This window comes from Chryseobacterium sp. PCH239, from assembly GCF_018924625.1.
Taxonomy (GTDB): domain Bacteria; phylum Bacteroidota; class Bacteroidia; order Flavobacteriales; family Weeksellaceae; genus Chryseobacterium; species Chryseobacterium cucumeris.
The window spans coordinates 2,306,042-2,331,732 of sequence record NZ_CP073027.1 but is presented as its reverse complement, the minus strand read 5'-3'; the positions used below and the strand labels follow the sequence as shown (position 1 = coordinate 2,331,732).

Here is a 25,691-nt window from a genome sequence, read left to right as displayed (position 1 = left end):
GTGGATGGTGAATTTTTTCAGAATAGAAAAATTGACAATCGCAGCGAATTGACAATGACCATTCACAAACAAGACAAGGACTGTAAGAAAAAATCTACAGTCCTTGCTTGTTTAGGTTATTAATGTGTTTGCAATAAAATCTGGCACTAAAGCATAGTGTGATAATTTCATGCTGATAGAAGCTCTTCCGCTTGTCAGTGTTCTCAGGTCAGAAATATATCCGAAAGTTGAAGCTAACGGAACTTCCGCTGCAAAAATCTTTCTTCCTGATTTTTCGTCAATAGAAGTGATAATCCCTCTTCTTCTGTTGATATCCGCAGTGACAGCTCCCGTGTACTCCTCAATACTTTGGATTTCTACCTGCATAACAGGTTCCATCAATTTAGGATGACATCCTTTTGCCGCTGCTTTGAATCCTTCTCTTGCTGCAATTTCGAAATCAAATGCTACAGAATCCTGAGCGTGGAAAGAACCATCCAGAAGAGTCACCTTCATGTTTTCCAGAGGATATCCTTTTAATGGGCCATGTTCCATAGCTTCTCTGAAACCTTTTTCAACAGAAGGAATAAATTCAGTCGGAATAACTCCACCTTTGATCATATTAACAAACTCAAATCCATTTTCATGATCATTTCCTGGTCCGATTTCAAAAGTGATATCAGCAAACTGACCGCTTCCGCCGTTTTGTTTGGAAAGTTTTTCTCGGTGAACTTTGGTTTCCGTTAAGATCTCACGATAAGAAACTTTAGGTTTCCCCTGATTGATTTCAATACCATGATTCAGACGGATTTTTTCCAATGTAACCTCCAAATGAAGTTCTCCCAAGCCGCTTAATAAAGTTTCTCCGGTCTGCGGGTCTCTTTCAACCACCAAAGAAGGATCTTCTTCCTGTATTTTGGCCAATACCAAACCGAAAGACTTCTCATCACCATTGGTTTTCGGCTCGATAGCAACTCTGATCACAGGAGTAGGAATGGTAATGGCTTCCAGTAATATCGGCTTTTCAAGAGAAGATAGAGAATCACCGGTTTTGGCATCTTTTATTCCTGTCAAAGCAACAATATCTCCTGCTTTAGCTTCATCCATTGATAATGTTTTATCAGACTGCATCTGTAAAATTCTCGAAATCCTGAAGCTTTCACCCGTTCTTACATTCAGTATCGTATCTCCGGATTTGATTTTTCCGGAATAGACACGAAGCATAGCCAGTCTTCCCATATGTTTATCAATTATCACTTTGAAAACGAGTCCTGAAAAAGCAGCTTCCTCATTTCTTTCCAGTGTTACCGTTTCATCTGTATGTGGATCTCTTCCCTGCAGGTCAGCAAGCTGATCTGGAGCAGGCAGATAAGTAACCACAGCATCAAGAAGAGGCTGGATTCCCTTATTTTTAAAGGCTGAACCACATAAAACAGGAACAGCTGATCCGGATCTGCAGACTCTTTGTATAGCTTCTGAAATCATTTCAACAGTGGCAATCTGTTCAGTATCCATAAAAATTTCAAAGAACATCTCATCATTCTCTGCAAGAGTTTCCATTAATTTAATTCTGTATTCATGGGCTTCTGTCATAGAAGCAGCAGGAATTTCCTTTTCCATGATGGTTTCTCCATTTTCATCTGTCCAGTATAAGGCTTTCATTTTAATAAGATCAATAACGCCTTCAAAATCGTTTTCAGCTCCAATCGGAATCTGAATGGCCAATGGAACAGAATTCAGCTTGGTTTTTATTTCATTAAGAACAGCAAAGAAGTCTGCACCCATTCTGTCCATTTTATTGATGAAACAGATTTTGGATGTTCCATGTTTTTCAGCCTGGAACCAAACATTTTCAGTCTGTGGCTGAACTCCTGATGAAGCACAGAAAACTGCAACAACGCTGTCAAGAACTCTTAGAGAACGTTCCACTTCCACTGCGAAATCAATGTGTCCAGGCGTATCAATAATGTTGATGTTATAAACTTTATCGTCTTTTTTCCATTGGGTAGAAACTGCAGCGGATGAAATGGTAATTCCTCTGTTTCTTTCCTGTATGTCTTTATCCATGGTGGTATTTCCGTCATCTACATTGCCGATTTTGTGAATAAGTCCTGTGTAATACAGAAGTCTTTCGGATAAAGTAGTTTTTCCTGCATCTACGTGTGCTATAATCCCTATATTTCGTGTGTTGTATTTCATTTTTTTAATTTAAATTGTTGATTTTTAGATCTGTGTTTGGAAAAGGTTCTGAAAAAAATAAACACAAAATACACTCCGGTCTTATAAAGCCGGTAAAACATTTTCGTATTTCGTATCAAAGGAAAATTTTCAGAGATCTTAACAAACAGCAGAAGTTGTTTGAATTGTTAAAGTCTGAAATCAGGGCAGCAAAAAAGACCTATCCGAATAGACAGGTCTTCAATATATTTTTGGGTATAAAAGATCTATAGAACTATTCAGATAAATATTCAGTGCTGCCAAAGAACACAGCTCTGACAGGATTGCTTAACGTTATAATATTTATCATTTTTGTTGACATTGTTGATTTTTAATCGGTTGCGAAATTATAATTTTTTTTTGATTTCCAAAGAATTTTTGAAAATATTTTTTTAAAACGCTTCATCAATCATCTTCTGTGAACCTTTCAAAACCTTGGATTTTCATAAAAATATCTTAAAACAGAACTTGAACGTAATGCTTTTATGATAAATATTTTATCTTTGGGAAGAATAGTATTGTAGACACTTTTTGATGATTAAAAAATTTTAAATCTTTTTCAAGAAGCTAAATAAAAACTTTTAACTTAAAACCTATTGAAAACAGATATCGACATCCATAACCACTGTCATTTTTCCTTTGATCTGTGGCTCACTTTAATCAAATCTCATCCTGAATTTAAAGCAAAAAGAGTTGAGCTGTTCTCCTCATTTTTTAACGTAGATAAGCCGATAGATGAGGTTGCGAAAACCGTAAAATATTACGATGATCTTTGTAATACCATCAATGAGGTGACAGGGGGGAATATTGATACTTTTGAAATTTATCTGATGATTTTGGGGGCTTTGGATGTAGACGTAAAACTTATTAATAAGGAAAAACTTAATGAGTTTTACAACAAGAGTGAAGAATTGTTTCTGGAATACAAGCCGGTGGTGATTTTTGAAAATATTCACGATTTTTTTGAGGATATTAAAAATCAGGGAAAGACCATAAATATTCTAAGCAACACTGGATTTATCAAAGGGAAAACAATGAGGAAATTCCTGATTCATGAAAACCTGGATCAGTACATAGACTTCCATATCTATTCTGATGAAATCAACTGTTCCAAACCTAACCCGCTTATTTTTCAGGAAGTGAAGAATAAGATCAAAGATCAGGATTTGCCCATGCACCAGATTCTGCATATCGGAGACAATCCGGTGGCAGATTATCAGGGAGCAAAGAACTTTGGTTTCAGTGCCCATTTACTTAAACACTAAAAATAAACATGAACAAAAGATACAGCTTACACCACATTCATTCGGCAGATGAGTTTACTTTCTCACCTGCAGAATACAGCTTTTTCAAGTATGGCGATAAGTCGTATGCTGAAAAATTCGCAAGAGAATTATTCGACGGATTTATTTCCGAAAATGAAGAACTTTTAAGTACAGATAAAGAGATTGTAGTGCTTCCAAGCCCCTATATGGCGATTCCTACTGCATCCAACTTTTTATGTTTTTACTTTAAAAAACACCTGGATTTTTATCTGTTTCAAAAAGGAAAAAAGTCAAGTATTTTATCTAAAATCAACAGAAACCATACATACATCACAGATTACGGGAATCTCAATTTTGAAGACCGCAAAAATCTGATCGCCAATGACACTTATTATATCGATAAGGACTTTTTGAGAGGAAAACTTTGTATTTTTATAGACGATATAAAAATCACGGGAAGTCATGAATATACTGTCAACAGAATCCTGAATGAATATAACGTGGAGGCTGACTTTATGTTCCTGTATTATGCAGAACTGATGAATTTTGACCTTGACCCGAAAATTGAAAACTTTTTCAACTACTATGCTGTAAAAAATGTAAATCATGTTGCAGAAGTGATGAATAAAGAAAGTTTTCAGTTCAATACAAGGATTGTCAAATATATTTTAGGCCTGGATTCAAGTAATTTTGATTATCTTACGTCTCAAGTAAAAAAGGAACAGATGGACCTGCTTTTGGAGCTGGCGATCAGTAACAATTATCATTTAATAAAAGAATACGAAAATAACATCAATACTTTAACACAAACGGAATTATATTATGGCTATTAACTTACAAAAAGGACAAAGAGAAAACATTAACGCACCTAAATTTACTGTAGGTTTAGGATGGGATATCAATAATACTTCTACAGGAACCGCTTTCGACCTTGATGCGTCTTTGTTTTTGCTTGGGGACGACAAAAAATTAGTTTCAGATAATCACTTTATTTTCTATAACAATCTTGAGTCTCCGGACAAATCTGTAATCCACACGGGTGATAACCTTACAGGAGAAGGATCGGGTGACGATGAGCAGATCAAAATTGATCTTACTAAAATTGACAGTGCTATCAAAGAAATTACAGTAGTCGTAACGATTCACGAGGCTGATTCAAGAAAGCAAAACTTTGGACAGGTAAGAAATTCTTTCATCAGAATTTTTAATTCAGATACGAATGAAGAGATCTTAAAATACGAATTAGACGAAGATTTCTCAATCGAAACCGCTGTAGAATTCGGAAGAATCTACAACAGAAACGGAGAATGGAAATTTGAGGCTGTAGGTGCAGGACAGAGAGACGGCCTTGAGAAATTTGTATCAATTTATCAGAAGTAATCATGGACAATCAGGAAAATCAACCCATAGATCCGCTAGGATCAATAGAACCCCTTAAAACCTTTGAACCGACTCCAATGGTTCCCCAAACTCCGGTTCAGCCCGCTCAGAATGCGGCGCCGGCAGTTCTTGTGGACAGAGAGGGAAATGTAAATCTGACACAGCTGCAGTCAGAAGAACGTCGGAAATATGAAGTTCTTGCGAACTCTATTGACGAGACCAACCCAGGTTCCATCGTGAATTTCGGGGCAGAGCTTCAGAAAACATTAACCAACCAGAGTGACAGTTTCTTAGGAAATGTAAGAAGATCAAACTCAGGAGAAGTTGGTGGGCTTATCAACGATCTTTTGGTAGAGCTTAACTATGTAGACGTAGAAGAACTTAACGGAAATAAAGTGAAAAGTTTCCTGAGCAAATTGCCATTCATGAAAAAGGTAATGACTCAGGTGGAAAATCTTTTTGCAAAATACGATAAGATCATCAACAATATCGAGCAGATTTCTTATAAAGTAAATGCAGGAATTATCACCTCTACAAAAGATAACGCTGTACTTCAGACTATTTTTGAAAGCAATGTGAATTCTATCAAGCAGATTGAAGAGCTTGTCATTGCAGGTAATATCAGAATGGAAAGAGCTGCAGGCGAGCTTGCTCAGATGGAAGCGAATCCGCAGATTTATCAGGATTATCAGATTGCAGATAAAAGAGATTTCATTGCAAGGCTAGACAGGAGAATGGCTGATCTTAAAGTGGTGCGTGTGATTATGATGCAGTCACTTCCTCAGATCAGACTGGTACAGAACAACAATGTTTCTATTGCTGAAAAAGCACAGACGATTCTTACCACTACACTTCCGGTTTGGAAAAACCAGCTTTCCCTTGCGGTAGCGATGTACAGACAGCAGCAGAATATTGAAATACAGCAAAAAGTATCTTCTACTACAGAAGAGATTTTAAGAAAGAATGCGGAACGTCTTGGCCAGAATTCTGTGAATGTTGCCAGAGCCAACGAGCAGACTATCGTATCGGTGGAAACATTGAGAGAAACAACGTCAATGCTGATCAATACATTGAATGAAGTGAAACAAATCCAGAAACAGGGAGCTGACAACAGAAGAAAACTGGATCAGGATCTTCAGACATTGGAGCATGAACTTAAAGCAAATGTCAGAGGTTAATTTATAGGATACTAAGGTGGGGGATGATGCAGCAACCATATTGTCGCAGAGCAAAAGAAGATTAACAAAGCTTAAGCTTCTCGCTAATTTTTTTGAACATATTGACATCATATCAATTTACATCAAAACGGATATTATTCACAATCTGTTCCAGGAAAATACGGCTTTAGATTATAATAAACTGGAACTTTTCCACCTGCAGTATACCGACAGCCTTATAGAACTTCTCACTAAAATTAAAAAGCAGAAGGAAAATGACATGCTGGCGGTCATCAATGAAATTAACATCAACAGTAAATATATTTCAGGTTTTGAAGAAAGAAGGGTAGACAGTTTTGAAACCGACAGGAAAATGTACAGCGGTGTCTTTTCCCAGCACTTGAAAACAGTGTATAAAGACTTAACGGAAGATCGTTTTACAGCCAATTGGGAAAATGTACTGTATTTTCATAAAAAATATGCCCAGGAATTTTACAGATCGGAGGCAGATGAAACACTGCTGAAAACTGATTCTTTTCCTTCCTATCAGTATAAAGAATATTCCATCGAAAGGAAACTGTTGGGAAGGCTTAATATACAGGGGTTTAAAGTCCGTTTCGTATGTGGTTACCTTATCGGAACCCACGATTATGAACTTTTTAAAATCTTTCAGTCTGATGATTATTTTATTTTCAGTGTAGACGAAAAGAAATTGTATCTTTTCGACAAAGAACTGGATAAGCTGGATATTTCCGAGAATCAGTCTAATCAGAGTTCCATTATTGATCAGCTGAGAAGTAAAAATGAACAGCTGGAACATAGTATGAACGAAAGAAAGCGTACTTTGCCAACTGAAGTGGAAGGCGTTCTGAAAGATTATATTAAAAACCTGGAAAATATGGATATTATGAGTAAAATCTTTGACTTCGACGAAGAAACGAATATTCTGCGGGCAATGCTTAATTTGAATTTGAATAATAACTAGAACGAAATTTGAAAAGCAAAGAAGATTACCTTTTTTGCAAAAAAGTAAATAACAACTAAACATAGAAAGATGGCTATCAACTTACAAAAAGGTCAGAGAATTAACCTTAAAAAAGAAAATGGAGCTGAGCTTTCCCAGGCTTGTGTAGGAATCAACTGGGGAGCAATCGAAAAGAAAGGATTTTTCGGAACAAAGAAAGAAGCAGTAGACTTGGACGGAAGCTGTATTTTATATGATTCAAACAAAAACGTTACAGAAGTAATCTATTTCGGAAATCTTAAATCAAGAAACGGATCTGTAAGACACAGCGGAGACGACCTTACCGGTGACGTGAATGGAGATGACGGATTGGATAACGAAGTAATCACGGTAGACTTCAGCCAATTGGAACCAAATGTGGAGCATGTGGCAATGGTTTTGAACAGCTACAGAGGCCAGGATTTCGGCACTATTCCTTTTGCTTCTATCCGTATTTATGAAGGATCACCTACCAATGTAAGAGAGGTCTTTGCAAAATATGATATTGCGAATGACGCATCTTTCAGCGGACATGTTGCCATGGTAATGGGTGTTTTCTATAAGAGAAACAGAGAATGGAAATTCAATGCGATCGGAGATCCTACAGCGGATAAAAAGTTGGAGCAGACAATCCAGACGGTACAGATGAATTATCTATAATCAATTGACAATCAAAAGATAAATAAAATAGCAATATTTGTACTCTGTGCATCTATTGCTTTTATCATATAATAACATAACTCAAGTGGAACATCAAAGTATTTTAGAACTGCACCCTGGTCTGGTGTGGGGATTTGCAGTAACAGTCGTTATCATGCTGCTCCTGGACTTAGGGGTATTTAATAAAAAAAGTCATGAAGTCTCTTCCAAAGAAGCTACCATCTGGTCTATTGTATGGATCTCGCTTTCTATGGTTTTTTCAGGAGTGGTCTATTGGGTATTCAATACCGACGGAAGCCCTGAAAGCCATGCTTTGGCAGTAGAGAAATTTACACAGTATCAGGCTGCCTATTGGATTGAAAAAGCCTTGTCTGTAGATAACTTATTTGTATTTATCCTGGTTTTCGGGTTCTTTAAAGTTCCGAAATTTCTTCACCATAAAGTTCTTTTCTGGGGAATTATCGGAGCACTGATCTTCAGAGCTATATTTATCTTTGCAGGAGTAGGATTAATCAATCTGACGTATCTTCCTGAAATGAATATCTTCGGTGAAGCAGTGAAAATCAACGTTGTCATGACCTTATTCGGATTATTCCTTGTGTATGCAGGGATCAAATCATGGGGTGACGGTGATGATGACGATGATGAAGATTACAGCAACACGGCAGGAGCAAGATTAATCAAGAGTTTCTGGAAAGTTTCAGACAATTACGATGGAGATAAGTTCTTCACCATCCAGAACGGAATCAAAATGGCAACTCCTCTTTTAGTAGTAGTGGGTGTTATCGAGTTTACGGACGTTCTTTTTGCAGTAGATTCCATTCCGGCAATCTTTGCGATTTCAAATGACCCTTTTATCCTTTATACATCAAATATCTTTGCAATTTTAGGATTAAGATCATTATACTTCCTGTTAGCGAACTTTATTCATATGTTCAGCAAACTTCCATACGGATTGGCTATTATCCTGTCCTTCATTGGAGTTAAAATGCTTATTGCCCCATGGATTCATATTCCGTCTCCGGTTTCATTGGGAATCGTAGGAGGAGTATTGGTAATCTCTGTTCTTTTATCCATCATCTTCCCTGAAAAAGAAGAAGAGAAGAAAGAAGAACTGGAAGAGTAATCCTATTTAAAATATACTATTAAGCCTCTGGAATCTATTTCTGGAGGCTTTTTCTATTCATATTCTTAGTTGGACAACGCAAAGGCGCAAAGAAGATAAAAATTATGCTGCTTTTAAGACACAAGAAAATCGAAGATTTTCAGCAAGATTACTGCGCAATTACCGGTTTCATTCAAAGCCTTTCTTAGCATTATTAAGTTTTATCGGAGATAAAATCTTTGCGCCTTAAATATGTTAAATCTATAAAAATTTATCGCCTTTGCGCTTTCAAAAATTCTCAAAAAAAAATTAAAAATAAAAACAGACAGACTGGTCTGTATGTAATTTTTTTTCATACATTTGTTCCGGAAAAGAAAAGCATATGAAATCTCCAAGAGAAAGAATTGTAGAAAAGACCTTTGAATTGTTTGCTAAACAAGGGTATAATTCTACCGGAATCAATCAGATTATTTCCGAAGCTGAAGTTGCCAAGGCGAGCTTCTATCAATATTTTAAATCCAAAGAAGATCTGTGTGTAGAATTTCTGAAGGTGAGACATGAGTATTGGTTCAATGAACTCAATCAATTTATAGCAAAAGGAAATGGCTTACAGTCTAAAATCATCAGTGCTTTTGATTTTCTGGTGTATATGAATGAAAAGGAAAACTTCAGAGGTTGCAGCTTTCTGAATATTCTGTCGGAAATCCCCATGGATAATACTAAAATACTGAGCGTTATTCAGTCTCATAAAGCAGATCTTAGAAACTTTTTTTTAGAATTGCTGAATGATGATGAACTTTCCGATCATATCTACATGCTTTTTGAAAGCAGTATCATAGAAAGCCAGCTTTTCAAATCCAATGAATTAATTGAAAAATCAAAAAAAATAGTGACCAATTTAATACAATAAGTTATGGAACAGAAACATCCGCTTCCGCCTTTCACTCTTGAAACGGCCCTGGAAAAAATTCAACTCGCAGAAGATGCCTGGAACAGTCAGGATCCTGAAAAGGTTTCCAAAGCATATACCATCGATAGCGAATGGAGAAACAGAGATACCTTTGTGAATGGGAGAGAAGAGATTGTACTATTTCTTCAGAATAAATGGGAAAAAGAACTTCATTATAAGCTTAAGAAAGAATATTGGGCACATACGGATAACCGCATTGCCGTTCGTTTTGAATATGAGTACCAAACCAAGGAAGGGAAATGGTTCAGGGCTTATGGGAATGAAAACTGGGAGTTCGATGAGAACGGGCTCATGGCAAAAAGATATGCCAGTATCAATGATCTGGCTATCAAAGAAGAAGATCGTAAATTTTGATTTAAAACGCTGTTGTAATGACAGTCTTTTTATATGTAAAAATTCATTTTCTTGTTTTATATTTGTTAAAAATTATTCGATACTATAAATTAATAACTCATCTGAGTTTTACTTTCATTAGAAATGAAATTCGGATATAAACTTAAATACAAATGAGAAAAATTCGATCAATCGAAAAAGTATTCTTACTTTTTTTACTTATGCCTTTTTTTGCTTTTTCCCAATGTTGGAAGGAAATCTCTACAGGCAGATGGAACTCTGCCGGCCTAAAAAATGACGGAACAATCTGGACATGGGGAAATAATATGTATGGGCAGTTAGGAGATGGAACAAACGTTAACAAATCAAACCCCATTCAATTAGGAAATGGTGCAGGATGGAAAAATATTAATTCAACTACAAATGCAGATCATGTTCTGGGAATACAATCAAATGATGTACTTTGGGGATGGGGAAGCAATAGTTATGCACAGTTAGGCGGAAATATGGGAGACCATAAAATGAGTCCCGTAGAGCTGGGTGATGTTGGCGGTTTTAAAAGTATATCACCTGGAGGCGCACATTCCTTGATAATAAAAGGAAATGGCACATTATGGGCTAGGGGTGATAATACTTATGGAGAATTGGGAGATGGCACTATAACTGACAGGTATTTTTATGTTCAGATAGGAACAGACACTAATTGGTCTAACGCTATTGCAGGAACATTTTATACTATTGCTTTAAAAACGAATGGTACTCTTTGGGCTTGGGGTGCTAATTTTCAAGGGCAGCTTGGAGATGGTACTAATACAGTTAGAACCAGCCCTGTTCAAATTGGTACATCGTCTGAGTGGAAGAGTATTGCAGTAGGTGGAAATCATAATTTAGCCATTAAAACAGACGGAACACTCTGGGCATGGGGATATAATACCTATGGTCAGATAGGGGATGGCTCTGTTACAAATAAGAATGTTCCGGTTCAGATAGGTACTGATACAAATTGGAAAAGTATTGCTGCGGGAGTTAATCATTCATTAGCAATAAAGACAGATGGAACACTTTGGTTATGGGGTAATAATGATTCTGGCCAGCTTGGTGACGGTACAATAGTAAATAAACATGTTCCTTTTCAAATTACTGCAGCTACAGATTGGAAAATAGCGGCTGGTGGAGCTTATCATACTTTGGCCTTAAAAACAGATGGATCACTTTGGAGTTGGGGTTATAATTCTTCTGGACAGCTTGGAGATGGTACTGATGTATATAAGCTTTCGCCTGTAGCTGTAAACTGTCCTGCAACTATGACCTTACAAGTGGTTGAAAATAATATAAAAAACTATGAAATAACATTGTACCCAAATCCGGCAAAGACTTCATTTACAGTTAAAAATCTATCAGGAATTAAAACAGTAAAAATTTATAATGAAGAAGGAAGATTAATCGGTTCCTATATTAACAGTAATATCATTAATGTGCAGTCATTGCCACAAGGTGTATATTGGGTTAAAATAGAAGATACTGAAGGTAAATTAATTATCAGAAAATTAATTAAAAACTGAAAAGTAATAATTTATAAATAGTAGAAAAGGAATAGTCAAAGCACTGTTCCTTTTTTATTTTAACCAGTGAAGGCAATCTAGTATTCAAAAATTCATAATTACCCTACCCGTTTTTCCCATGCAGCAGCTTATTGATCTTTCTTCTCGTCTGTAGGGAAACCTTATAAGCTTCATCACGCAGCTTTTGTATTTTTCCTACAGGCTGAAAAAATATTTTACTCTCAAAAGGATTGAATGAAAGAAGTTCAGTGTTGCAGTTACGGGAATCCAGCAAAGAATCTTTGTCGATTTTTACTTCGCCGATTTTAATAAAAGGAGAGTTTTTCCACTCCACATTCAGTTTGTTGACAGGCTGGTCTTTCAGGTCATAACATATCTGTATCAGGACATCTGCAGTAAAGTTGTGTGTCTGCAGATAGTTTTTTAAAGAATCCTTGACCTTTTGTTTTTTTCCAATGTTCTTATCCACAGATTGAGGAGACAGTTTTATTTTGATGATATGATCTCCAAGCCGGTAAGCTCCTATAGAATGATAGTCGAAGGAAAGAATAAAATCATTTCTTTTACGAAGAAGTTGAATCATATTACGAACCATATCAGCTGTTAGCAGGGAAGGAGTCATTTTAATCATCTGAAGCAGCAGGGTAAACAAACTGCTCCATTTTTTGGTGTAAAATCTGTTGACCGCCGTAAACAGTTTCAAAAAATTTGAAACAGAATTTATAGGAAACAGGGGAAAATTCACCAATGGATAATTGGCAAGAAGCCCACCGTTTTCATTCTTGATCTGCACTGCAAAGCCGTAGGCAGGAATATCCTTTCTTGTATTCTTAATTTTCAGCTGAGCATTGGAAAACCGTATAGTAAGATCAAATTTTTCCTTATCAAAAAAAGGCTGCAGTGATTCCGGAATATCAGATTCTATCCTGAATGTACCTTTTGCTACCGCATACGTTTTGGCATGGGCATTTCTGGTAGCATAGTTGACATCGCTGATGGAAGAGGATTGTTCAACAAAATCTGCTATTGTTTTTTTATTGATTTCCAGAAGCTTTTTTTCCTCTTCATTCAGCTCATCAAACTTCTTATTATATTTTAGTGGATTTGGCATTTAGTTTTTAAAATCCAATTATAACGCCAAGTTTCGAAATCTGTGTTAAATAAGTATTACAAATATTTGAATTTTGTGGAAAAGCTCTTTGAAAATCAAAAATGTAAGACTATATGATTAATGAATATTGAAAAATAATCTTTTTAACTTGTTGATTATTAGTGTTTATTTATTTTTAATGAGAATGAATTAAAGTCACTTTGTTTGAGAGGAAAATTCTTCAGGCTTTTAAACTTCGCTTATCGTGCTCCCATCTTCCAAACCCAAAAAGCCTTATCTTTGTAAAAAATTATAATATGGGAGTAGCAGATATGTTATTTAAACGTAAAAAAGAATTAGCAGAAAAAAACCTGAAAGACGGTAAAGAATATATGGAAGAGTATGGTAAAAGAGAAAGCGTTGTGCAGTTACCAAGCGGCTTACAGTATGAAATCATTACAGAAGGCGACGGCCCGAAACCAGGACCCAAATCTACTGTAAAATGCCACTATCACGGAACTACTATTTCCGGGAAAGTATTCGACAGCTCTGTAAAAAGAGGTACACCTGCATCTTTCCCTTTGAACAGAGTGATTTCAGGATGGACGGAAGCTCTTCAGCTGATGCCTGTCGGAAGTAAGTGGAGATTGATTATTCCTCCGCACTTAGCATACGGAGATCAGGAGATCAGCAAGGAAATAGGACCAAACAGTACTCTTGTTTTTGAGGTTGAATTACTGGATATTAAATAATCCTTCTTAAAAATAGATTAAAAATTTACCTGATTTCAGGTAAATTTTTTATTTGTACTATATTCGTATAGGAGAATTGTGAAAATGGAGAAATTTATTTTGCAATATACCTGATAACACAAAAAATCACTGAATGAAAAAACTTTTTTACCTATTGATTGTTTTCGGGCTTCTTACTTCCTGTGTTTCCAGGAAGAATCAGGCTATTCAGCAGAATATTCTTACCCTGAAAGACAGCTACTGTAAAGCGCCGTTCAAATATAACTACAGCAATAAACTTCCGTCTTATAATTCAGATTCTATACTGGCAGCCAATAAAGAATTAAAAGAGGTCTTTTCTGACCAGAGTATCCTCATCTTAAACGCACTGGATAATTTAGATGAGGTTCATCAGATTATTGATCTTAAAAAAGATTCATCCCTTGCTTCCCAGATTAAAGTCTTACAGTTGAAGACAAAAATAAACAGCAAAATAACGATTGCTCTTACGGAACTGGATGCAGTAGCCGCAGAGTTCGACTGTGAAGGAGAAAGAGTAGCCCAGATTGGAAATTATGTGGATAACTTAAATTCATCAAGAAATAATAAGCTTATTTTATATTCAATTGTTGCAGGAGCAGCCGCTTCCATAGCAGGAGGAATTGTACATGATCAAGGCTGGAGTAATGCCATTGATATAGGCGGAGGGGTTCTGGGAGCAGGTTTTGGACTGGCAACCCTTAATCCAAAAGGGAAAAAGGTAGAGTTTATCCACCAGAGAAACCTTTTGAGAGATATCTGGAAAGAAAAATTAGAGTCTCCGAATTTTCCCCCTTTTATCTGGTATATGTACACAGAGAAAAAGTTTTCCAACAGAGAAGAACACTCCATTATCGGAAATATGAAATTAAGATGGCTTCATTACCAGTTTGATGACAATAAAGAAACAGCAGATAAGTCTGTAATCTTCAGTGATGGAGGGTTTTACAGAGCAGACGATCTTCATAACCGCGCTGCCATGCTCAATCAGATGCAGTCGGCCACACGTACCATTAATCAAAATATCAATTATTTGTTGCTGGATCTGGATAAATTAATTCTTTAAGAAAAAATTAACTGTAATAAATTTTGTTACATTTAAAAAATGTGTATCTTTGCAAAGTAATTACAATGAACAATACAAGATTTGCTACGGCAGTACATATAATGACACTATTGGCGAAAAGCCCTCAGGAGTGGCTTACATCCGACTGGATGGCCGGTAGTATCAATGTGAATCCGGTGATTATCCGAAAGGAGATCAGCGTATTGAGAGAAGCAGGTCTGATTATCAGCAGACAAGGAAAAGAAGGAGGAAGTCAGCTTGCAAAAAATGCTGAAATGATCACAATTTCCGAGATCTATAAAGCAGTAAAAAATACAGAAGTATTAGGCAAAAAAAATCAGAATCCCAATCCCGCATGCAGTGTTGGAAAGGAGATCAACAATCATTTAAATACATTATTTGAAGAAACAGATCAATTGGTGGTAAACTTTTTAGGAGACAAGTCATTACAGGAATTCACTGACCAGTTCGAATAAAAAAATTTCATTTTAAATGTAACAAAATTTATTACAGTTTAATTAAAAAAATAAAACATTATGAAAAAAGTAGCAGTAATCGGTGCAACAGGATTTGTAGGAGCACACGTAGTATCAGAATTAGCAGAAAGAGGATATGCGGTGGAAGCATTGGTAAGAGATGCATCAAAAGTGAAAACACAGGAAAATGTAACTGCAAAAAGTGTTGATGTAAACAATGTAAGCGAACTGGCTGAAGCATTGAAAGGAAGTGATGCAGTAATCAGTACATTCAATGCAGGATGGACCAACCCTAACCTTTACAACGATTTTTTAAACGGTTCTGAGAACATTGAAAAAGCTGTAGAACAGTCGGGAGTAAAAAGACTGATTGTAGTAGGTGGAGCAGGAAGCCTTTACACACCCGATAACGTACAAATTGTAGATACTCCTGATTTCCCTGAAGCTTACAAACCTGGTGCAACAGCAGCAAGAGATTATCTAAACAAAATCAAGGAAAATAATACGTTGGATTGGACATTCTTCAGCCCTGCTATAGAAATGAACCAGGCGAATGTAGGAGAAAGAACAGGAAAATACAGAACTTCACTGGAAACTCCGGTATTTGATGAAAACGGAAGAAGCCGTCTGTCTGTAGAAGACGTAGCCGTAGTTTTAGTAGACGAATTAGAGCAGAACAATCACATCCGTGAACGTTTCACAGCAGCTTATTAATTGATAAAAGAACAAAAATGATACAAAAAAAATTATGGTCGTTATTAGCATTGTTGGGATTCATCAGCATATTTGCAGGGAATCTCAAAGTGAAAGTTTATAATCCGGGAACCAAAGCTATTTTTCCCATTACTTCTACCATTATTTACGGAGATAAAGATGCGATACTGGTAGATGCTCAGTTTCAGAAACAATATGCGGAACAGCTGGTAAAAGAAATAAAAGCAACAGGAAAGAACCTGAAAACCATTTTTATTTCTCACAGCGATCCTGATTTCTATTTTGGATTGGATGTGATTAAAAAAGCTTTTCCTAATGCTAAAATTATCTCAACGGCACAGACTGCTTACCTTATATCAGCTTCAAAAGATGATAAAATGGGAGTGTGGAAACCACAGCTGAAGGCAGATGCCCCATCAGAAATTATAATTCCTGAAGCAGTTACTTCAATTCCTGATCTTGAAGGAAACAAAATTGAAATCAGACAAAATCCTGAAGATCCTGCACATAGCTTTCTTTGGATTCCGTCCATCAAAACCATTGCAGGCGGGATTTCAGTTTCTGTTGGCTCACATCTCTGGATGGCAGATACACAGAATGTCAAAGCCGTTGATCAATGGATAGGGCAGATTGATGCTATGAAAGGTTTGAAACCGGAAAAAGTTATTCCTTCTCATTTTGCAGAGCTTTCCACATCACCACAATCTCTTGATTTTGTGAAAAACTATCTGGAAAATTATAAACAGGCAGTTACTGAAAACAAAACTACATCCGCAATTGTAGATTTCATGGTAAAAAATACCCTGATCTGCCAGGAAAAGAAGAGCTGGAAATGGGAGTAAAGGTTTATCTTAAAGAAATGGACTGGGATCTTAAATCACCCTATCCGGCAATAGGACAAAAAGTGGAAGTGAACTTTGGAGAAGTTAAATTTGTTCTTGATTTTAAAGATAATAAAACCATGACATTCATAGGAACAGCCGGAAGTTCAAAAAACAGTACAGATACTGTAGAATATACTGCCGTAGAAGTAGCAAAAAATGTTTTTATGGTCTACTGGCATGAGCCGCACCTTGGTTTCAATGTAACCCATATTCAGGATTATAATAAAAATATCATCTACTCGAATATTGCAGGTCCCGACGGTACATTTACCCACCCGAAAGGAACGCTTAAAATTTTAAAATAAAAAGACAGCTGCCAATGCAGCTGTCTTTTTTGTATCATAATAGTTAACAATAAAATATCATTAAAGCTCATCAAATCAGCTTGCTGATTCTAACTTTGCCTCCTTAGCCTCAAAAGAAAGCAAATTAAAAACTTTGAATTAAAATAATCTCTCGCAGATTTTATAGATTTTGAAGATCTATGATCATGAGAATTATATTAGTGATTCGTTCTATTCGTGGAACTATTCGTGTTCTTCGTGTTTAAAAAAGGTCTTTAAATGAATACTCTATTTTGTAAAACTAAAAAACTGCCTCATGAGAGACAGTTTTCTTTTATAGATTCATAAACAATTTCGGGTTAATCGGAGTATTGTTTTTGTGTACTTCATAATGAAGATGAGGTCCTGTAGAACGCCCGGAATTTCCTGATTTTGCAATGACCTGACCAACTTTTACTTTATCATTTACTTTTGCAATAAGCTGAGATAAATGTCCATATAAAGTAGCCAGCCCGTTTCCGTGAGAAACAATTACACAGTTTCCATAGCCTCCTTTTTGTCCGGAAAAAATGATTGTTCCGGCAGCAGCAGCTCTTACATCAGAACCATAGGCAACAGCAATGTCCAGTCCTTTATGGAACTGCATCTGATCAGCTTCAGCAGGTGGATTGTTTTTTTCAGCGACAGCAGTTTTAGTTGCAGGCGTTCCGGAAGCAGCTTTTGTTGTAGTTGCAGGAGCAGAAGTTGCAGCTACAGGAGCCGTTTTTGGGGTTACCATTACTTTTACTTCTCTCTTATTTCCATAGCTGTCTGTAAGTTCTATAATTTTCTCAACAGGTTCAGCTTTTACTTCAGGCTTAGCTGCTGCCACTACTGTTGGTTTTGCTTCTGTTGCTGCACTAGATCTTACCGAAGCAAAAACAGTTTTGAAAGGAATAGGATTTTTTCTTATCCCGAAATTAGAGGAAATATAGCCATCAGTAGGCATTCCTAAGGGAACCTGCATGAGTTTTTTCTGAAGATCCATCAGATATTGGCTGTATCGGTTAGCCTGTTTGGAAAGATAAATAGAGTTTGAAATACTGTCCTGGTTGAGCATCATTAGTTTTTCATTAGTGATGTCTTTGGACTTCAGGAAGGAGTTGAGCTGAGCAACGGTTTGATCTACAAGAGTAAGATCACTTTTCATTTTTAAATAATCTACACTGTCTTTTTCAGTGTTTATTTTTACAAGGTTTACTTCGTAGGTTTTGTCATCTCTTTCAGAAAAGAGTTTGGCAATGAATACACCTTGTGCAAAAACTACTAGTAAAAGTCCTCCCAGGAGAATGTTTACGTTCTTCTTGCTGTTTAGAAATTTTTTCATATTTCTTCTCTTAGTAAGTTAAAACGGTTTTGAAGCTGCAAATTTAATTAAAAATAAGCTTTGTGAGTTATTTTTAATTAAAATTCAGTTTTTTCTGTATTTAACGGCTAATTAGCTATTTAATTGTGTTGTAGTGTTAATTTTTTCAGAAAATGGTTTTTATCATAGTTTCAAAGCCTGCGTTACGTCTTTGTTTTAATATCTTTGCAGTTCACATTCCAATTATGGCTAAAAAGAAAATTATTTCAGAATCTTCGAATCCAAAAAAGAATAAAAAGGATATTTCTGTAGGAGTTGTAGGAAGCGGAAGTTTTGCAACCGCTATTGTAAAAATGCTTGTTGAAAACTGCAAAGTAGTACACTGGTGTGTAAGAAATGAATTTGTAAAAGGAGCTATTGAGCTTCGTGGACATAACCCAACTTATCTTACGGCTGCCCATTTTAATCTTAAAAGTTTAAAACTGACAACAGATATTAACGAACTGGTTACTGCCTGTGATGTTATTGTTCTGGCAACACCGTCTATCTATCTGTCTGATACGTTGGATAAAATGACCTGTGAATATTCAGATAAGATCTTTATTTCAGCAATTAAAGGAATTATTCCTAAAGTAAATGACGTGGTAGCACACTATCTGCGTGATGAATTTAAAATTGGTTTCAGAAATCAGGCCGTTATTGCAGGGCCATGTCATGCTGAAGAGGTGGCTATGGAAAGACTTTCTTATCTTACTATTGCGGCCGTAGAAGATGAGACTGCTGAAAAACTTGAAGGAATCTTCAGTTCAGATTTTATTAAAGTTCATACAAGCAAAGATATTTTAGGAAATGAATACAGCGCCATTCTTAAAAATATTTTTGCCATCGGAGCGGGAATAGCAAGTGGATTGGGTTATGGTGATAACTTTACAGCAGTCTTTGTTTCCAATGCTATCCGTGAAATGGAAACATTTCTGGAAGCGATTTATGAGGCACCAAGAGACGTGAATGAAAGTGCATATCTGGGTGACCTTTTGGTAACGGCATATTCACTTTTCTCAAGAAACAGAAACCTTGGAAACCTTATTGGGAAAGGATATACCGTAAAATCTGCCATTCAGTCTATGAACATGGTAGCAGAAGGATATTACGCTGCAGATTCCATTTATAAAACGGCAAAACAGAAAAATCTTAAACTTCCGATTATTGATACCGTATATGCTATTTTGTATGAAGGTAAAAATGCTGAAAAGCAGTTTAAAAAATTGACCGCAAAATTGAATTAAAAAAACAGGACTTTAAAAATTAAAGTCCTGTTAAACATAAATAATGAAACTTAAGCATTTTTCATGCTTAAGTTTTTTTATAGACTCATCTTGGTAATGACAAGTGATAATGATGATCTTACATTAAGATTACTGGCGGTAAAACCGTTTCCTGTATCAAATTCGAACTTCTGACGGATCGTTGTTGGAGAAGCCAGTGTTAAAAAATAACTTCCCTGGAAAAATGTAAATGAGCTTGATAACTGGCACATTCTGTTGGTTTCCGTAATGGTTGCACTGGTAGCGGAATTAATCAGATAAGAACGGGTACAGGTAAAATTTTGAGAAAGATACTGGGTGTTAGCCGTTCCGTTATTATTATTCGCATTGCTGGAATCCACAGAATACCGTACAATATATGTTCCGGCAGGCAGAGTAATCGTGGAATTATCCGCGCCTAGTGAAGCTCCTGTAATTTTATTCGAAGTAACCGCAAAGTTCCCTAATGTATTATTCGTGCTTCCGGTAGGAATAAGTACTCCCGGATTGATAAGCAAAGACATGATCTGAGGTTCTGAACCGGAAACTATAATACGTTGCCATTGATTTCTTACCCAAACATAATATCCTTTCGGAAAAGTAGATGCTCCTCCGCTATTGTAAATAATAAGCCCGTCTGCAGGATTCGCAATGGGAGTAGAGGTACTGTTCAGAACAAGCAGATCATATTGTGGAAGAAGAACTCCTTTATTAGAAGAACTAATGTCCAGAACACTGCTTGAATTAGGCGTGTTTGTATTAATACCAACTTGTGCATTTGAAAAAATGCTTAACAGTATCATACCGATTATGTAAATAGATGTTTTCATTGTGCTATAAATTATTGATTAAGTGCTGATCTTTGAATATCAACTTTAGCATTCGTGATGATGATTTCTCCGTTATTAGGCGTTGTTCCTCCGGATCCGTTCTGGTAAGTTCCTCCCGCATCATGAGCAATGGCAGGAACTAAAAGAATAGGAGCTGCTGAAGTAGTCACAAAAGAGAAACTCATATTCAGAGTATGGGTCTTATTACTGGCAATTGATTGTGCATTGATACTAATTGTTTTACCATATTGATTTCCTGTGGACGGATCAATAAGTTTTACAAGGTACTGATGCAGATGAACAGAAGTTCCTCCTATTCCGGCAGTCGTACTTTCAAGAGCTGTTCTGATATTCAGACATACATTCACCAGATATCCGCTGTTTCCGGGAAGTGTGATAATTCCTGTAGAAGTATTGTATAAAGCTCCGATATCATTAGATACAACAGTAAATGCGGCATCGTTGAAATTTTTGTATGTACCGTTGGCAAGACCTCCAAGTATTGAATAATCAGAGGTGCGTTGAAGCATCATATAACTTACCAGGTTATACGTATCAGAAAGCTGAGTCCACATATTGCTTTTCCAGATATAAAGACCGGGGCTAATGGAGTTCCCTTTATTATAAACAACCAGTCCTTCTGCCGGATTATTTACCGGAGAGGTATTATTCAAAACATCTATAATATCTACTCTTGGAAGAAGTACTCCTTTATTAGTGGTCTGTGAAACTTCCAGCACAGCTGAGCTGTTTACTGAGGTTTTCCCAATAGCAACCTGTGCATATATGGTATGAGCTATAATCAATAATAGCAGGATATAACTTTTTTTCATATGTTGATTGTTTTTTTATAGCTGAGATATTTTAATATAAGAGCCAGTAGGAATTACATTCACAAGATCGTAGAATGTACTGTTCTGCATTCTTCCAAGATTGAGTCTTAATCCTCCTATAATATTGGCGTTCACATTAGCCGGAACAGTGTAATAATAGGACCAGGTGGCAAGATGATTGGTATTGACTTTAGAAACAATAGGAACTTCTTTCCTTGTAGCACCTCCTCCGGTAAAGGTATTCGTTGTATTATTATAGGTATCGTTGATGAAATCTATAAAATATCCCATCAGATAATAAGTACTCCCGGAAAGTGGAGCAGTTCCTCCCTGTCCGGATGGACTTTCCTGAGGTGAATTTAAATTCAGGTTAACCTCTACCAGATATTTTCCCTGTGGAAGAATCAGGGAATATCCTCCGGAAGTGTTTGGAAGCACTTTAAATCCACTGATATTTGATACCCCTGAAACGGCAGGATTATTAACTATAAGCTGAGTGCTGGCACCTGCTATCGCATTGTCAAGAGCCGATAGTGATCCGGTAAAATCAAGATAGGCAACCTTGGGAGTGTTTTGTGCATCAATTGTGCTTTGCCATGAATTGGTCGTGCTATTAAAAAAATGAAGAGCTTTGTTGTTACTGTTAGTTCCTCCATTGAATCCAATAAGTCCATTGGCAGGCGAGACAACAGGACTTGTCGTACTGGTTAGGTTAGCAATATTCAGGTTGGGGAATAATACTCCTTTATTACCTCCGGAAACAGTTACTGTAGGAGCTGTAGTATAGCCACTACCTCCGTTGTTAATCGTTATACCTGTTAGCTGACCGTTGGAAATGACTGCTGTAGCACGGGCTTTTGAACCTCCATTCACCACAGATCCTCCTCCATAAAAATTAATTGTTGGTACCGAAGTATAGCCGCTTCCTCCGTTGCTGATGGTAATCCCGATAACAGCACCTCCCGAAATGGTGGCTGTAGCTGTAGCTGGGGTTCCACTGAAGTTCTCAATGTGCAGAATAGCACTGGGGTCCGGTGTGGACGTGTTGATTCCTACACTTCCGCTCTGAGCAAATCCCATTGTAGCGAACAATGTACTCGCGAAGTTAATAATTCTCATCTTTAGTATGTTTATGAAATAATTTTAATTAAATACTTGTTGGAATAGGTATTAAATCAATTGAAAGGTACATAAAAAAAACAGTTATTCAATGTGGTATGTATGGAATTGTATCTATAAAATTATATATTTATCAATAAAAAGTGATATTTTATAATTTTAGTATAATTATTTATCACTTGTTGTTGATAAAATAAAATGGTGTAAATAGTTATGATTGCAGTATTTAATATGATGAACTTAAATAAACTTAAATTTTTATAAAATTTCACCCTTGAATTATTCATTAATTAGTTACCATTCAGTGAAATAAAAAATAAAAAATTAATATTTTTATAAAGAAATATTTTACATTATCAATCATTTCAATGGTACTTTATTGAAATTTTCCATGGTTTTTTGTTGTGTACTCAATAAGTGTTTTGAACAAAAAAATAACGTGTTAAAATCGTTCCGCTTTTTAAAACTTTTCCCGAAATTTGAAGTAAAATTTTAAAATTATGTCACAATCGCTTACAAGCAGAACACCGAAACCTAAATACGACGTTGTACTGATAGGCGGCGGAATCATGAGCGCCACTTTAGCAACGCTGCTTCATGAATTTGATCCAAATCTTGAAATCGCTATCTTCGAAAGACTCGGAAGGTTTGCCAAAGAAAGTACAGCTGCATGGAACAACGCCGGAACAGGACATTCCGCTTTTTGTGAGCTAAATTATACTCCTGAAAAACCAGACGGATCTATTGATATTTCCAAGGCAGAAAGCATTGCAGAGCAGTTTGAAATTTCAAAACAATTCTGGTCTTATCTGATTACCAAAGGATATATCCGTGAGCCTAAAGAATTTATCAATTCCTGTGCACACATGAGTCTGGTATTCGGAGAAAAAGATGCTGAATACCTTAAAAAGCGCCACGATAAAATGGCAGAATCTGTCCTTTTTTCAGGAATGGAATTTTCTACAGATCATGAAAAGCTGAAAGAATGGATTCCTTTGGTGATGAGCAAAAGAAATCAGTCTGAAGTAATGGCTGCAACGAAGATGGATATGGGAACAGATGTGAACTTCGGAACATTGACAAGAAAAATGGGAAGACATCTTCTGGAAGATTCCAATGTTGAGGTTTTCTTATACCACGAAGTAAAAGATATCAGCCCTAGAGAGAACGGGACATGGGAAATGAAAGTGAAAGACAGAATCCATAGCCATAAACAGGAAGTGGTAGCAGATTTTGTATTTATCGGTGCGGGAGGATACGCGCTTCCGCTACTGGACAGCTCAGATATTAAAGAAAGTGAAGGATACGGAGGTTTCCCGGTTTCCGGCCAATGGCTGGTCAGTCATAATCAGGAGCTGGTAGAAAAGCACCATGCTAAAGTATATACTCAGGCTACAGTAGATGCTCCGCCAATGTCTGTTCCACACCTTGATCTTAGAATCATCGATGGGAAAAAAGCCCTTCTTTTTGGACCCTTTGCAGGATTTTCAACTAAATTCTTAAGAGAAGGAAGCTATCTGGACCTTCCTGAAAGTGTAAATACCAAAAACTTAAAATCACTTTTCGGAGCATGGTGGCACAACATTCCATTAACGAAATATCTGATCCAGCAGGTTGCCATGACGAAGTCTCAGAGAATGCAGCATTTGAGAGAATTTATAAAAGATGCCAAAGAAGAAGACTGGGAACTGAAAGTAGCAGGACAGAGAGTTCAGATCATCAAAAAAGATGAAAAAGAAGGAGGTAAGCTGGAGTTCGGAACCGAAGTTGTGGTGAACAAGTCTGGAACCATTGCTTCTTTATTGGGAGCTTCACCAGGTGCATCCACAGCAGTATATGCCATGCTGAACGTGCTGGAAAAATGCTTCCCTGAAAAACTACATGGAGAATGGAAAGGAAAGCTGCTTGAAATGGTTCCTTCTTATGGTCAAAAACTGGCTGATAACCCTGAGCTGACCCATGAAGTACGAAATTACACCAAAGAAAAATTAGAATTAGAATATTAACATCAATAATGAGCAATAAGTAATAATCGTTATTACTCATTGCTCATTACTTATTACTCATAAAAAGGTGGAAGAAGTAATTGTAAAACCAGTCATTGCAAAGGAAATCCTGGAATCTCTTCAGGCAAAAACAGAAGAGGAGAGGCAGGTTATTGTACACTGTTGTTTTCCGGCGTCACCGTTTCTGGGAAACCTGATCAGGATCTGGCATTCGACCTATCTTTTTGACAACCAGTCTGAGCATAGAAGCAAAATGATTCATGCGGAAAATATTTCAATTTCGCCCTATTGGACACCAGTTCCCTTTATGAAAGACTTTTGGTTTACCCTTATATTTTCAGGTCTCCCGAAAGACTGCAAAAGTTTTGATCTGAAAGAAGTTATTCCTGAGGAAGGAGGATTCTTTGTAGAATCAATCAAGAGAAATTCTTCTGACGTATATCGTGTAAAAATATCAGAATCTTATTAATATGAAAGTAAGGGAAGAAAAGCTGGAACAGATTATTCACTGGGCTGAAAACAATCCTGATATCCGTGCTGTTCTCCTGACCAGTTCATTGGTAAATCCTTATGCTCCGGTAGATGATTTCAGTGATCTAGATGTAGAACTTGTTTTTGGTAACAGAGCATCTTATGAATCCGGAAATGAGTGGATCAGACTCTTTGGTGAACCTATTTCTATGATTGAAGAAGACGATCGTGTTTTTGACGGAAGGCATGCTATGAAAATGGTGTTGTACAAAGACCATGTGAAAGTTGATTTTAAGCTGTATCAGGTAGCAGAGTTTATTGAAGAAATTAAAGAAGAAAATCTTCCTGAAGACTGGGATGTAGGGTATAAAGTTTTAATAGATAAAGATGACCTGACTAAGAATCTGAAACCACCAACGTATCAGTCAATCATGATTCAGAAGCCAAAGGAAAAAGAATTTCAGCAGCTGATGAATGATTTTTGGTGGGATACAACCTATGTTGCCAAGTGCCTGAAGCGTGGAGATATATTTTATGCCAAATTTATGTCTGAAAACATTCTCCGCACAGATTATCTCGTCCCTTTGATTGAGTGGCATATTGCCGGAAATCATGAGTGGAATAATATCACAACCAATAAACACGGAAGGCTTTTCAAAAAATACCTGTCCGCTGATCTATGGAATAAAGTGGAAAAAACTTTCTCAGGAAGTAATATTGAAGAAAACTGGAATGCATTGTTTGCCTATGCAGATCTGGTTTATGAGTTGGGAACTTCACTGGCTGAAAAGCTTCATTTTATCTATCCGTCAAAGCTGGAGGATGATATTCGGAACTATCTTAAGAATGTGAAGACAATGTCTTAATT

At 36.6% G+C, this 25,691-nt stretch carries 26 protein-coding genes; 20 read left to right on the top strand and 6 right to left on the bottom strand.

Features of this window, described 5'->3' with window-relative positions:
• Nucleotides 1-111: 111 nt before the first annotated feature.
• Nucleotides 112-2,178 (bottom strand): elongation factor G, encoded by a 2,067-nt coding sequence (fusA, locus tag KBP46_RS10705; protein WP_253297266.1) that lies wholly within the window; start codon nucleotides 2,176-2,178, stop codon nucleotides 112-114.
• 614 nt (nucleotides 2,179-2,792) lie between these two features.
• Here fusA and KBP46_RS10700 point away from each other — a divergent pair.
• From KBP46_RS10700 to KBP46_RS10655, 10 genes are all read left to right on the top strand, one after another.
• Nucleotides 2,793-3,461 carry an HAD family hydrolase gene (locus tag KBP46_RS10700; protein WP_062675527.1) on the top strand — a complete coding sequence of 223 codons (669 nt, stop codon included), beginning with the start codon at nucleotides 2,793-2,795 and terminating at the stop codon, nucleotides 3,459-3,461.
• A gap of 8 nt (nucleotides 3,462-3,469) precedes the next feature.
• A complete protein-coding gene (locus tag KBP46_RS10695; RefSeq protein WP_062675526.1) occupies nucleotides 3,470-4,294 on the top strand; it encodes a phosphoribosyltransferase family protein in 825 nt (274 codons plus the stop codon).
• On the top strand, nucleotides 4,284-4,841 hold the full coding sequence (locus tag KBP46_RS10690; RefSeq protein ID WP_062675525.1) for a TerD family protein: 558 nt from the start codon (nucleotides 4,284-4,286) through the stop codon (nucleotides 4,839-4,841). The genes KBP46_RS10695 and KBP46_RS10690 overlap by 11 nt, the downstream gene beginning before the upstream one ends.
• A gap of 2 nt (nucleotides 4,842-4,843) precedes the next feature.
• Entirely contained in the window at nucleotides 4,844-6,019 is a 1,176-nt protein-coding gene (locus KBP46_RS10685; RefSeq protein ID WP_184935585.1) for a toxic anion resistance protein, read from the top strand.
• Between the two features lie 16 nt (nucleotides 6,020-6,035).
• On the top strand, nucleotides 6,036-6,983 hold the full coding sequence (locus tag KBP46_RS10680) for a hypothetical protein (RefSeq protein WP_123278923.1): 948 nt from the start codon (nucleotides 6,036-6,038) through the stop codon (nucleotides 6,981-6,983).
• Between the two features lie 69 nt (nucleotides 6,984-7,052).
• Complete coding sequence (locus tag KBP46_RS10675; RefSeq protein ID WP_216445350.1) at nucleotides 7,053-7,661, top strand: TerD family protein; 609 nt, start codon at nucleotides 7,053-7,055, stop codon at nucleotides 7,659-7,661.
• Between the two features lie 154 nt (nucleotides 7,662-7,815).
• On the top strand, nucleotides 7,816-8,787 hold the full coding sequence (locus KBP46_RS10670; RefSeq protein WP_253297286.1) for a TerC/Alx family metal homeostasis membrane protein: 972 nt from the start codon (nucleotides 7,816-7,818) through the stop codon (nucleotides 8,785-8,787).
• 361 nt (nucleotides 8,788-9,148) lie between these two features.
• The gene (locus tag KBP46_RS10665) at nucleotides 9,149-9,676 is read left to right on the top strand and encodes a TetR/AcrR family transcriptional regulator (protein WP_216445348.1); all 528 of its coding nucleotides are present in this window, start codon (nucleotides 9,149-9,151) and stop codon (nucleotides 9,674-9,676) included.
• 3 nt (nucleotides 9,677-9,679) lie between these two features.
• Complete coding sequence (locus KBP46_RS10660) at nucleotides 9,680-10,090, top strand: nuclear transport factor 2 family protein (protein ID WP_216445347.1); 411 nt, start codon at nucleotides 9,680-9,682, stop codon at nucleotides 10,088-10,090.
• Nucleotides 10,091-10,242: 152 nt separating this feature from the next.
• Nucleotides 10,243-11,631: a T9SS type A sorting domain-containing protein gene (locus tag KBP46_RS10655; protein ID WP_216445346.1), complete on the top strand. Its 1,389-nt coding sequence runs from the start codon at nucleotides 10,243-10,245 to the stop codon at nucleotides 11,629-11,631.
• 103 nt (nucleotides 11,632-11,734) lie between these two features.
• Here KBP46_RS10655 and KBP46_RS10650 read toward each other — a convergent pair whose 3' ends face one another.
• Entirely contained in the window at nucleotides 11,735-12,742 is a 1,008-nt protein-coding gene (locus tag KBP46_RS10650; RefSeq protein WP_216445345.1) for a catalase, read from the bottom strand.
• Nucleotides 12,743-13,038: 296 nt separating this feature from the next.
• Here KBP46_RS10650 and KBP46_RS10645 point away from each other — a divergent pair, with 296 nt between their 5' ends.
• The 6 genes from KBP46_RS10645 (at nucleotide 13,039) to KBP46_RS23700 (ending at nucleotide 16,936) form a co-directional block, all read left to right on the top strand.
• Nucleotides 13,039-13,473 carry an FKBP-type peptidyl-prolyl cis-trans isomerase gene (locus KBP46_RS10645; RefSeq protein ID WP_052198510.1) on the top strand — a complete coding sequence of 145 codons (435 nt, stop codon included), beginning with the start codon at nucleotides 13,039-13,041 and terminating at the stop codon, nucleotides 13,471-13,473.
• A 133-nt stretch (nucleotides 13,474-13,606) separates the two neighbouring features.
• Entirely contained in the window at nucleotides 13,607-14,557 is a 951-nt protein-coding gene (locus KBP46_RS10640) for a hypothetical protein (protein ID WP_216445344.1), read from the top strand.
• 65 nt (nucleotides 14,558-14,622) lie between these two features.
• Complete coding sequence (locus KBP46_RS10635; protein WP_076596660.1) at nucleotides 14,623-15,033, top strand: Rrf2 family transcriptional regulator; 411 nt, start codon at nucleotides 14,623-14,625, stop codon at nucleotides 15,031-15,033.
• Between the two features lie 60 nt (nucleotides 15,034-15,093).
• The gene (locus KBP46_RS10630) at nucleotides 15,094-15,747 is read left to right on the top strand and encodes an NAD(P)-dependent oxidoreductase (RefSeq protein WP_120233422.1); all 654 of its coding nucleotides are present in this window, start codon (nucleotides 15,094-15,096) and stop codon (nucleotides 15,745-15,747) included.
• Nucleotides 15,748-15,764: 17 nt separating this feature from the next.
• Nucleotides 15,765-16,589 (top strand): MBL fold metallo-hydrolase, encoded by an 825-nt coding sequence (locus KBP46_RS10625; protein ID WP_253297265.1) that lies wholly within the window; start codon nucleotides 15,765-15,767, stop codon nucleotides 16,587-16,589.
• Nucleotides 16,580-16,936, top strand: a complete 357-nt coding sequence (locus KBP46_RS23700) for a hypothetical protein (RefSeq protein ID WP_253297264.1) — start codon at nucleotides 16,580-16,582, stop codon at nucleotides 16,934-16,936. Before KBP46_RS10625 ends, KBP46_RS23700 begins: the two co-directional genes overlap by 10 nt.
• Nucleotides 16,937-17,249: 313 nt before the next feature.
• Here the strand turns inward: KBP46_RS23700 and KBP46_RS10620 are convergent, their stop codons facing one another.
• A complete protein-coding gene (locus tag KBP46_RS10620) occupies nucleotides 17,250-18,281 on the bottom strand; it encodes a M23 family metallopeptidase (RefSeq protein ID WP_082798828.1) in 1,032 nt (343 codons plus the stop codon).
• A 224-nt stretch (nucleotides 18,282-18,505) separates the two neighbouring features.
• On the opposite strand from KBP46_RS10620, the gene KBP46_RS10615 reads away from it, so the two are divergent.
• The gene (locus KBP46_RS10615) at nucleotides 18,506-19,546 is read left to right on the top strand and encodes an NAD(P)H-dependent glycerol-3-phosphate dehydrogenase (RefSeq protein ID WP_062675514.1); all 1,041 of its coding nucleotides are present in this window, start codon (nucleotides 18,506-18,508) and stop codon (nucleotides 19,544-19,546) included.
• Nucleotides 19,547-19,623: 77 nt separating this feature from the next.
• On the opposite strand, the gene KBP46_RS10610 is transcribed toward KBP46_RS10615, so the two are convergent.
• Genes KBP46_RS10610 through KBP46_RS10600 form a run of 3 tightly spaced genes read right to left on the bottom strand, consistent with a single transcriptional unit; the run spans nucleotide 19,624 to nucleotide 22,346 of the window.
• A complete protein-coding gene (locus tag KBP46_RS10610) occupies nucleotides 19,624-20,367 on the bottom strand; it encodes a hypothetical protein (protein WP_216445343.1) in 744 nt (247 codons plus the stop codon).
• Between the two features lie 38 nt (nucleotides 20,368-20,405).
• Nucleotides 20,406-21,227, bottom strand: coding sequence for a hypothetical protein (locus KBP46_RS10605; RefSeq protein WP_062675512.1), 822 nt, complete (start codon nucleotides 21,225-21,227; stop codon nucleotides 20,406-20,408).
• Between the two features lie 15 nt (nucleotides 21,228-21,242).
• Nucleotides 21,243-22,346 carry a hypothetical protein gene (locus tag KBP46_RS10600; protein ID WP_131797539.1) on the bottom strand — a complete coding sequence of 368 codons (1,104 nt, stop codon included), beginning with the start codon at nucleotides 22,344-22,346 and terminating at the stop codon, nucleotides 21,243-21,245.
• A gap of 500 nt (nucleotides 22,347-22,846) precedes the next feature.
• Between KBP46_RS10600 and mqo the strand changes: the two genes are divergently transcribed.
• The 3 genes from mqo to KBP46_RS10585 all read left to right on the top strand — a co-directional run bounded on the left by mqo (nucleotide 22,847) and on the right by KBP46_RS10585 (nucleotide 25,689).
• Nucleotides 22,847-24,352 carry a malate dehydrogenase (quinone) gene (mqo, locus tag KBP46_RS10595; protein ID WP_123278914.1) on the top strand — a complete coding sequence of 502 codons (1,506 nt, stop codon included), beginning with the start codon at nucleotides 22,847-22,849 and terminating at the stop codon, nucleotides 24,350-24,352.
• A gap of 67 nt (nucleotides 24,353-24,419) precedes the next feature.
• Nucleotides 24,420-24,821 carry a hypothetical protein gene (locus KBP46_RS10590; RefSeq protein ID WP_034693615.1) on the top strand — a complete coding sequence of 134 codons (402 nt, stop codon included), beginning with the start codon at nucleotides 24,420-24,422 and terminating at the stop codon, nucleotides 24,819-24,821.
• Between the two features lies 1 nt (nucleotide 24,822).
• A complete protein-coding gene (locus KBP46_RS10585; RefSeq protein WP_216445342.1) occupies nucleotides 24,823-25,689 on the top strand; it encodes an AadS family aminoglycoside 6-adenylyltransferase in 867 nt (288 codons plus the stop codon).
• Nucleotides 25,690-25,691 lie beyond the last annotated feature (2 nt).

Bases quoted from the DNA above. Each gene is read 5' to 3' on its own strand.
- KBP46_RS10605 (WP_062675512.1), bottom strand. From the start codon at position 21,227: ATGAAAAAAAGTTATATCCTGCTATTATTGATTATAGCTCATACCATA.
- KBP46_RS10685 (WP_184935585.1), top strand. From the start codon at position 4,844: ATGGACAATCAGGAAAATCAACCCATAGATCCGCTAGGATCAATAGAA.
- KBP46_RS10660 (WP_216445347.1), top strand. From the start codon at position 9,680: ATGGAACAGAAACATCCGCTTCCGCCTTTCACTCTTGAAACGGCCCTG.
- KBP46_RS10665 (WP_216445348.1), top strand. From the start codon at position 9,149: ATGAAATCTCCAAGAGAAAGAATTGTAGAAAAGACCTTTGAATTGTTT.
- KBP46_RS23700 (WP_253297264.1), top strand. From the start codon at position 16,580: ATGGGAGTAAAGGTTTATCTTAAAGAAATGGACTGGGATCTTAAATCA.
- fusA (WP_253297266.1), bottom strand. From the start codon at position 2,178: ATGAAATACAACACACGAAATATAGGGATTATAGCACACGTAGATGCA.
- KBP46_RS10585 (WP_216445342.1), top strand. From the start codon at position 24,823: ATGAAAGTAAGGGAAGAAAAGCTGGAACAGATTATTCACTGGGCTGAA.
- KBP46_RS10695 (WP_062675526.1), top strand. From the start codon at position 3,470: ATGAACAAAAGATACAGCTTACACCACATTCATTCGGCAGATGAGTTT.
- KBP46_RS10630 (WP_120233422.1), top strand. From the start codon at position 15,094: ATGAAAAAAGTAGCAGTAATCGGTGCAACAGGATTTGTAGGAGCACAC.
- KBP46_RS10610 (WP_216445343.1), bottom strand. From the start codon at position 20,367: ATGATACTGTTAAGCATTTTTTCAAATGCACAAGTTGGTATTAATACA.
- KBP46_RS10670 (WP_253297286.1), top strand. From the start codon at position 7,816: ATGCTGCTCCTGGACTTAGGGGTATTTAATAAAAAAAGTCATGAAGTC.
- KBP46_RS10675 (WP_216445350.1), top strand. From the start codon at position 7,053: ATGGCTATCAACTTACAAAAAGGTCAGAGAATTAACCTTAAAAAAGAA.
- KBP46_RS10650 (WP_216445345.1), bottom strand. From the start codon at position 12,742: ATGCCAAATCCACTAAAATATAATAAGAAGTTTGATGAGCTGAATGAA.
- KBP46_RS10655 (WP_216445346.1), top strand. From the start codon at position 10,243: ATGAGAAAAATTCGATCAATCGAAAAAGTATTCTTACTTTTTTTACTT.
- KBP46_RS10615 (WP_062675514.1), top strand. From the start codon at position 18,506: ATGGCTAAAAAGAAAATTATTTCAGAATCTTCGAATCCAAAAAAGAAT.
- KBP46_RS10620 (WP_082798828.1), bottom strand. From the start codon at position 18,281: ATGAAAAAATTTCTAAACAGCAAGAAGAACGTAAACATTCTCCTGGGA.
- KBP46_RS10645 (WP_052198510.1), top strand. From the start codon at position 13,039: ATGGGAGTAGCAGATATGTTATTTAAACGTAAAAAAGAATTAGCAGAA.
- KBP46_RS10640 (WP_216445344.1), top strand. From the start codon at position 13,607: ATGAAAAAACTTTTTTACCTATTGATTGTTTTCGGGCTTCTTACTTCC.
- mqo (WP_123278914.1), top strand. From the start codon at position 22,847: ATGTCACAATCGCTTACAAGCAGAACACCGAAACCTAAATACGACGTT.
- KBP46_RS10690 (WP_062675525.1), top strand. From the start codon at position 4,284: ATGGCTATTAACTTACAAAAAGGACAAAGAGAAAACATTAACGCACCT.
- KBP46_RS10600 (WP_131797539.1), bottom strand. From the start codon at position 22,346: ATGAGAATTATTAACTTCGCGAGTACATTGTTCGCTACAATGGGATTT.
- KBP46_RS10625 (WP_253297265.1), top strand. From the start codon at position 15,765: ATGATACAAAAAAAATTATGGTCGTTATTAGCATTGTTGGGATTCATC.
- KBP46_RS10635 (WP_076596660.1), top strand. From the start codon at position 14,623: ATGAACAATACAAGATTTGCTACGGCAGTACATATAATGACACTATTG.